Annotated in this window: 4 protein-coding genes, 3 tRNA genes and 1 rRNA gene; 1 reads left to right on the top strand and 7 read right to left on the bottom strand. The window is 47.3% G+C overall.

Translation table 11 applies throughout. From position 1 onward, the window contains the following. The 4 genes from LLU09_RS09210 to LLU09_RS09195 form a co-directional block, all read right to left on the bottom strand. Positions 1-82 (bottom strand): 16S ribosomal RNA (locus LLU09_RS09210); the annotation flags it as partial. Positions 83-211: 129 nt separating this feature from the next. Beyond that, positions 212-285 (bottom strand) — tRNA-Gly (locus LLU09_RS09205). Positions 286-312: 27 nt separating this feature from the next. Continuing rightward, positions 313-398: transfer RNA gene (locus LLU09_RS09200), tRNA-Leu, on the bottom strand. Positions 399-551: 153 nt separating this feature from the next. After that, positions 552-623 (bottom strand) — tRNA-Glu (locus tag LLU09_RS09195). A 361-nt stretch (positions 624-984) separates the two neighbouring features. Between LLU09_RS09195 and LLU09_RS09190 the strand changes: the two genes are divergently transcribed. Beyond that, positions 985-2,541 (top strand): catalase, encoded by a 1,557-nt coding sequence (locus LLU09_RS09190; protein ID WP_228311475.1) that lies wholly within the window; start codon positions 985-987, stop codon positions 2,539-2,541. Between the two features lie 45 nt (positions 2,542-2,586). On the opposite strand, the gene LLU09_RS09185 is transcribed toward LLU09_RS09190, so the two are convergent. From LLU09_RS09185 to rsbW, 3 genes are all read right to left on the bottom strand, one after another. Further along, positions 2,587-4,722, bottom strand: a complete 2,136-nt coding sequence (locus LLU09_RS09185) for a Tex family protein (RefSeq protein WP_228311474.1) — start codon at positions 4,720-4,722, stop codon at positions 2,587-2,589. Between the two features lie 92 nt (positions 4,723-4,814). Continuing rightward, positions 4,815-5,591 (bottom strand): RNA polymerase sigma factor SigB, encoded by a 777-nt coding sequence (gene sigB / locus LLU09_RS09180; RefSeq protein WP_228311473.1) that lies wholly within the window; start codon positions 5,589-5,591, stop codon positions 4,815-4,817. Further along, complete coding sequence (gene rsbW, locus LLU09_RS09175; RefSeq protein ID WP_228311472.1) at positions 5,566-6,042, bottom strand: anti-sigma B factor RsbW; 477 nt, start codon at positions 6,040-6,042, stop codon at positions 5,566-5,568. Before rsbW ends, sigB begins: the two co-directional genes overlap by 26 nt.

Genomic DNA, 6,042 nt, shown 5'->3' with positions numbered 1-6,042 from the left:
GCTCCTGATCCGCGCGTTCGACTTGCATGTATTAGGCACGCCGCCAGCGTTCATCCTGAGCCAGGATCAAACTCTCCATAATTGGAAGTTCTCTGACTCCGTTGCGGTTTTACTTGTCGCCCAAGTGAATGCCGTAGCATTCGTTTTTATCGGAATTAACGTTGACATATTGTCATTCAGTTTTCAATGTTCTTAATTGATATGAATTAAATGGAGCGGGTGATCGGAATCGAACCGACAACATCAGCTTGGAAGGCTGAGGTTATGCCATTTAACTACACCCGCAGGTTATATTGTTTGAATAAGTAATGATGCGGCTGAGAGGACTTGAACCTCCACGGGATTTAACTCCCACTAGGCCCTCAACCTAGCGCGTCTGCCGATTCCGCCACAACCGCATGTTATGTTTTTAGCGACAAAATTCAGTATACACTTTATCGTATTGATTGTCAATAACTTTTTTCGCTCTTTTGTTTCTCGTTTGAGCGACAAAAACTATTATATACTCTGCAGCATCTCAAGTCAATACTTTCGCTAAAATTTTTAAAAAGTGACCCGTACGGGATTCGAACCCGTGTTACCGCCGTGAAAGGGCGGTGTCTTAACCACTTGACCAACGGGCCATTGGAATAATGCAACGATATTTATAATAAAGGGTAATGGGTTTAAAGTCAATACGTTTTTAATATATTTTTTACAGGAATATAATATAACATATCCCCTGGTCCCTTCGGCCGTCTTTCTTCATATATATAGTAACTATCCATCAAACGATTGGCAAACGATTGGCGGCAGGCCCGGAGCCATTATTTATATGACAGGACTCTCCTGACCAGCTGATATACTGATCGCTTTTTTAATTTATACACATTTTATTCAAATAATTTGGATGGTTATCTATTGTTTTTTAAGTTTATTGTGTTACTATTTATTTATAATCATTCTAAACAAGGATTATAAATAACTTCTTGGAGGGATTTACCAATGGATTTTGAAAACAAGAACAATATGCCTGGGGACGCACGTACTGGCGGCGGCACACATCCGAGGGAACAAGGAAAGAACCAGCCGAGTGATCGTCTGACTACTCTGTTTGGTGCACCTGTAGGTGACCGCGAAAATTCAATGACTGCTGGACCGCGTGGACCTATGGTAATGCAGGATCCCTACTTCCTTGAACAAATGGGGCATTTCGACCGTGAAGTCATCCCTGAAAGACGTATGCACGCAAAAGGCTCAGGTGCCTACGGTACTTTTACTGTAACTCATGATATCACAAAATATACAAAGGCCAAAATCTTCAGCGAAGTTGGAAAGCAGACTGAAATGTTCGCACGTTTCTCTACTGTTGCCGGCGAACGTGGTGCAGCAGATGCTGAACGTGACATCCGTGGCTTCGCCCTTAAATTCTATACTGAAGAAGGTAACTGGGACCTTGTCGGCAACAACACGCCTGTATTCTTCTTCCGTGATCCTAAGCTCTTCGCAAGTTTGAACCACGTCGTAAAACGTGACCCGAGAACAAACATGCACAATGCTGAAAGCAACTGGGATTTCTGGACACTGCTTCCTGAAGCGTTGCACCAGGTGACGATCCTCATGACTGACCGCGGTATTCCAAAAGGCTACAGGAACATGCATGGTTTCGGTTCCCACACATACAGCATGGTCAATGCAGACAATGAGCGTGTATGGGTCAAATTCCACTTCAGAACCGAACAGGGCATCGAAAACCTGACAGCTGAAGAAGCTGAAGAAGTGATTGCGAAAGACCGCGAATCTTCCCAAAGGGATCTCTACAACGCAATTGAAGAAGGCAACTTCCCTAAATGGAAACTATACATCCAGGTAATGACTGAAGAGCAGGCGAAGAACCACTACCACAACCCATTCGACCTGACAAAAGTTTGGTACAAGGACGAGTTCCCACTGATTCCTGTTGGTGAATTTGAGCTCAACCGCAACCCTGAAAACTACTTCGCAGAAGTTGAACAGGCTGCGTTTGCTCCTACAAACATCGTTCCAGGTATCGGTTTCTCCCCTGATAAGATGCTTCAGGGCCGTCTGTTCTCCTATGGAGATACTCAGCGCTATCGTCTCGGTGCGAACCACCATCAGATTCCAGTCAACTCTCCAAAAGCGGCATCCAATGTATGTCCATTCAGCCGTGACGGCGCAATGAGGGTCGATGGCAACCTTGGTGGCCACACAAACTACTATCCAAACAGCTATGATCATTACAAGGATGATGCTGATGCTAAACAGCCGGCGCTTGAAATGGAAGGTCTTGTCTACGAGCACAATTTCCGTGACGATGACGACCAGTATTATGAGCAGCCAGGAAAGCTCTTCAATCTGCAGTCCGATGAAATGAAACAGCGCATCTTCGAAAATACAGCAAATGAAATGCAGGGTGTTTCCGATCGTGTGAAACATCGCCACATCCGAAACTGCTACAAAGCAGATCCTGCATACGGCAGAGGCGTTGCCAATGCAATGGGCATCAACATCGACGATGTCGATATGGAAGCAAACGACTAATGAATAAATAAAACCCCAATCGGTCAATGACCGATTGGGATTTTTCTATTTCATGCTCAATGATATCCTTCCCTTGCTTGTATCCACATCCAGAACCTTCACATCAACGATATCCCCGACATTGACGACTTCCATCGGATGCTTGATGAACTTGTTCGTCATTTTTGAAATATGGACCAGTCCATCCTGCTTCACCCCAATATCTACAAATGCGCCGAAGTCCGTCACATTTCGGACGGTACCAGATAGCTTCATACCTTCCTTCAGATCCTCGAGCTTGAGGACATCAGATTTCAGCATAGGCACTTCATAGTCGTCACGGATATCCCGTGTCGGTGCCTTCAGACTGTCTATGATGTCGGACAATGTGGGCACACCTATGCCAAGATCTTGAGCCGTCTTCTCCAGATCCAGTTTCCGAACCGCTTCAGCAAGCTCCACCGTACCGATATCACTCTGGGTCATCCTCATGCGTTCTAGCAGACGATACGTCTCCCCATAGCGTTCCGGATGTATCGGCGTACGATCAAGGGGCTCTCCGCCTTCAGGCACACGCAGGAAACCGACACACTGCTCATATGTCTTTGCACCAAGACGCGGAACCTTCTTTATTTCCTCACGTGATTCGAAACCCTTGTTCTCCTCCCTGTATTTCACGATGTTCCTGCTGATCGATGGAGAAAGGCCTGCCACATGCTGAAGCAGGATGTGGGATGCCGTGTTCACATTGACACCCACCTGGTTTACCGATGTCTCGACGACGAAATCCAACGACTCATTGAGGAACTTCTGGTTCACATCATGCTGGTATTGACCGATGCCGATCGCCTTCGGATCGATTTTGACAAGTTCACTCAGGGGATCCTGCACCCTTCTCGCAATCGAGACTGCACTCCGCTCCTCCACATTGAAGTCAGGGAATTCCTCCCTTGCCACATCCGATGCGGAATAGACGCTGGCGCCCGCTTCATTGACGATGATGAACTGTACATCAAGCGCCTCATCCTTGACGATTCCACTGATGAACAGCTCAGTCTCGCGTGAGGCAGTACCGTTTCCAATGGCAAGCAGCGTAACGCCATATTCTTTGATGACCTTCATGATTTCTCTTTTTGCCGCATCTTTTTTCGCCTGTGGCGGATGTGGGTAGATGACACCCTTATCCAGGAACCGGCCCGCTTCATCGATTACAGCAAGCTTGCATCCGGTACGGAATGCCGGGTCGACCCCAAGTATCACATGCCCTTTGAGGGGCGGCTGCAGCAGAAGCCTTTTCAGGTTCTCCTCGAATATATGAACCGCGTGCTTTTCACTTTTCTCCGTCAGGTTCTGCCGGATTTCCCTTTCAATGGATGGGATGATGAGCCTTTTCAATCCATCCTCAATCGCCACCTCGATATAATTGCGGGTAGTTGAGTCTTTTTTGACCACCTGGTTGCTGATATACCTCTTGAACCTGTCGTTATCATAATCGAATTTTATGGAGAGCACACCGAGCCTCTCCCCCCGGTTGATCGCAAGAACCCTGTGGGGAACAATTTTATCGATGGGCTCACTATAGGCATAGTACATCTCAAAGACGCCATTCGGGTCATCAGCCTTCTTCTTTTTGGAGGTGGTGAGATCTGCCGTCTCCCTGAACACCTTCAATATATATGAACGGTATTTGGGATTGTCTGAAATTTCTTCTGCAATGATGTCCTGGGCCCCGCTGATGGCTTCATCTATCGTCTTCACTTCATCGGTGATGAACGCTTCCGCCCTTGCTTCTATATCAGTCGCCTGCTGGTCAAGGATTACCTGGGCCAATCCCTCAAGCCCTTTCCTTTTTGCCTCGGTCGCACGTGTCTTCTTCTTCTGTTTGAATGGCCTGTACAGATCCTCCACCCTGTTGAGCACCGTCTGCTTCAGGATATCCCGTCTGAGGTCATCGGTCATCAGCCCCTGCTCTTCGATGCGCCTGATCACTTCAATCTTCCTTTTTTCCAGGCTTTCCAGATAGGAGAACCGGTCGTATATGGATTTGATCTCCTGCTCATCCATACCGCCAGTCATTTCTTTCCTATAGCGTGCAATGAAGGGGACCGTATTCCCCTCTTCAAGAAGGTTCAATACGCTCCTGATGTATTTCTCCGGCTTATCCACCGTATTTCTGAGCTCTTTAATCAGTACTTCATTCATCTAATCTCTCCTAATTGCTTTCTTGACTGAAAGATTCAGCGTGACCATTATAACATTAAAGACCCCACCCCTAAGGGTGAGGTCCGGTTTGTCTAACCTTTTTCGCTTACTGCCTGACGCAGTTTGTTGATGGCCGTCCTCTGCAGCCTGGATACATGCATCTGGCTCAATCCTACACGTTCTCCCGTTTCCTTCTGGCTCAAGCCTTCCATGAAGGTGAACTGGATGATCTCCCGTTCCCTTTCGGATAGGATCGGGAGGACCTTTTCCAGAATCAGGCGCTTTTCTGAAAGGTCATAATTGTCATCGGACTGGCCCATCACATCGAGAAGCGTCACTGTAGATCCGTCTTTATCAGCTTCGATGGAGTGATCTACACTCAGTGCATTATAGCTTTGGCCCATCTCCATCGCTTCGAGTACATCCTCTTCGGAAACTTCAAGATGCTCGGCAATCTCACTGATTTTTGGTGAACGCTCCAGCCGGTTGGTCAGTTCGTCATTGGCATTTTTGATCTTCGGGCCGATTTCCTTGATCCTCCGCGGTACATGCACACTCCATGTCTTGTCCCTCAGATACCTTTTGATTTCACCGACGACGGTCGGGACGAGGAATGCCTCGAATCTCCGGTCAAAGGAGGGGTCGAAACGTTTGATCGCACCGAGGAGGCCGACCATGCCCACCTGCACAAGGTCTTCATGATGGCTCTGGCCTTTTGAATACCTGTATGCAAGGGATTCGATCAGCTTCTGGTAATGCTCCACGAGCCTCGCCTGAGCATCCGGATCTTCATCCTCCTGATGACTTCGGATCAGTGCATTGATATCTTCAGCTGTAAGTCCTCTATCGATTGACGATTGTTTCTCCATTCAAATGCACCTGACTTTCATTAATAAACTTCGTCATACTGATTGTGACACCAGGGTCTTTTTTAAGATAGACTTCATCCATTAATGTTTCGATCAAGAATAGTCCCAAACCTCCCTCTCTCAAGTAGTTCACGTTTTCATCTTCGGAATAGGGGCCGAGTTCTTCCTTGACTTCCTCATAGTTGAAGCTCTGTCCATGGTCAGCAACGATGATCTCGACTTTATTGCTATATATTGCGAAGCCGATGAGGACCTCTCCCGTCTCATCTTCACCGTAGGCATGCTTGACGGCGTTCGTGACCGCTTCCGATACTGCAATCTTCGAATCCTCTATCTGATCGTAGCTCGCCCCCGCCCTTGACAGAACGCCGGAGAGGGTCAACCTTATCAATCCAACGTATTCTGCACTGGATGGGAATTTCATTTCTATATAATCATACTGCTGTGGCAT

Source organism: Salinicoccus sp. RF5 (assembly GCF_020786625.1).
GTDB lineage: Bacteria > Bacillota > Bacilli > Staphylococcales > Salinicoccaceae > Salinicoccus.
This window is presented reverse-complemented; position numbering and strand designations above follow the sequence as displayed.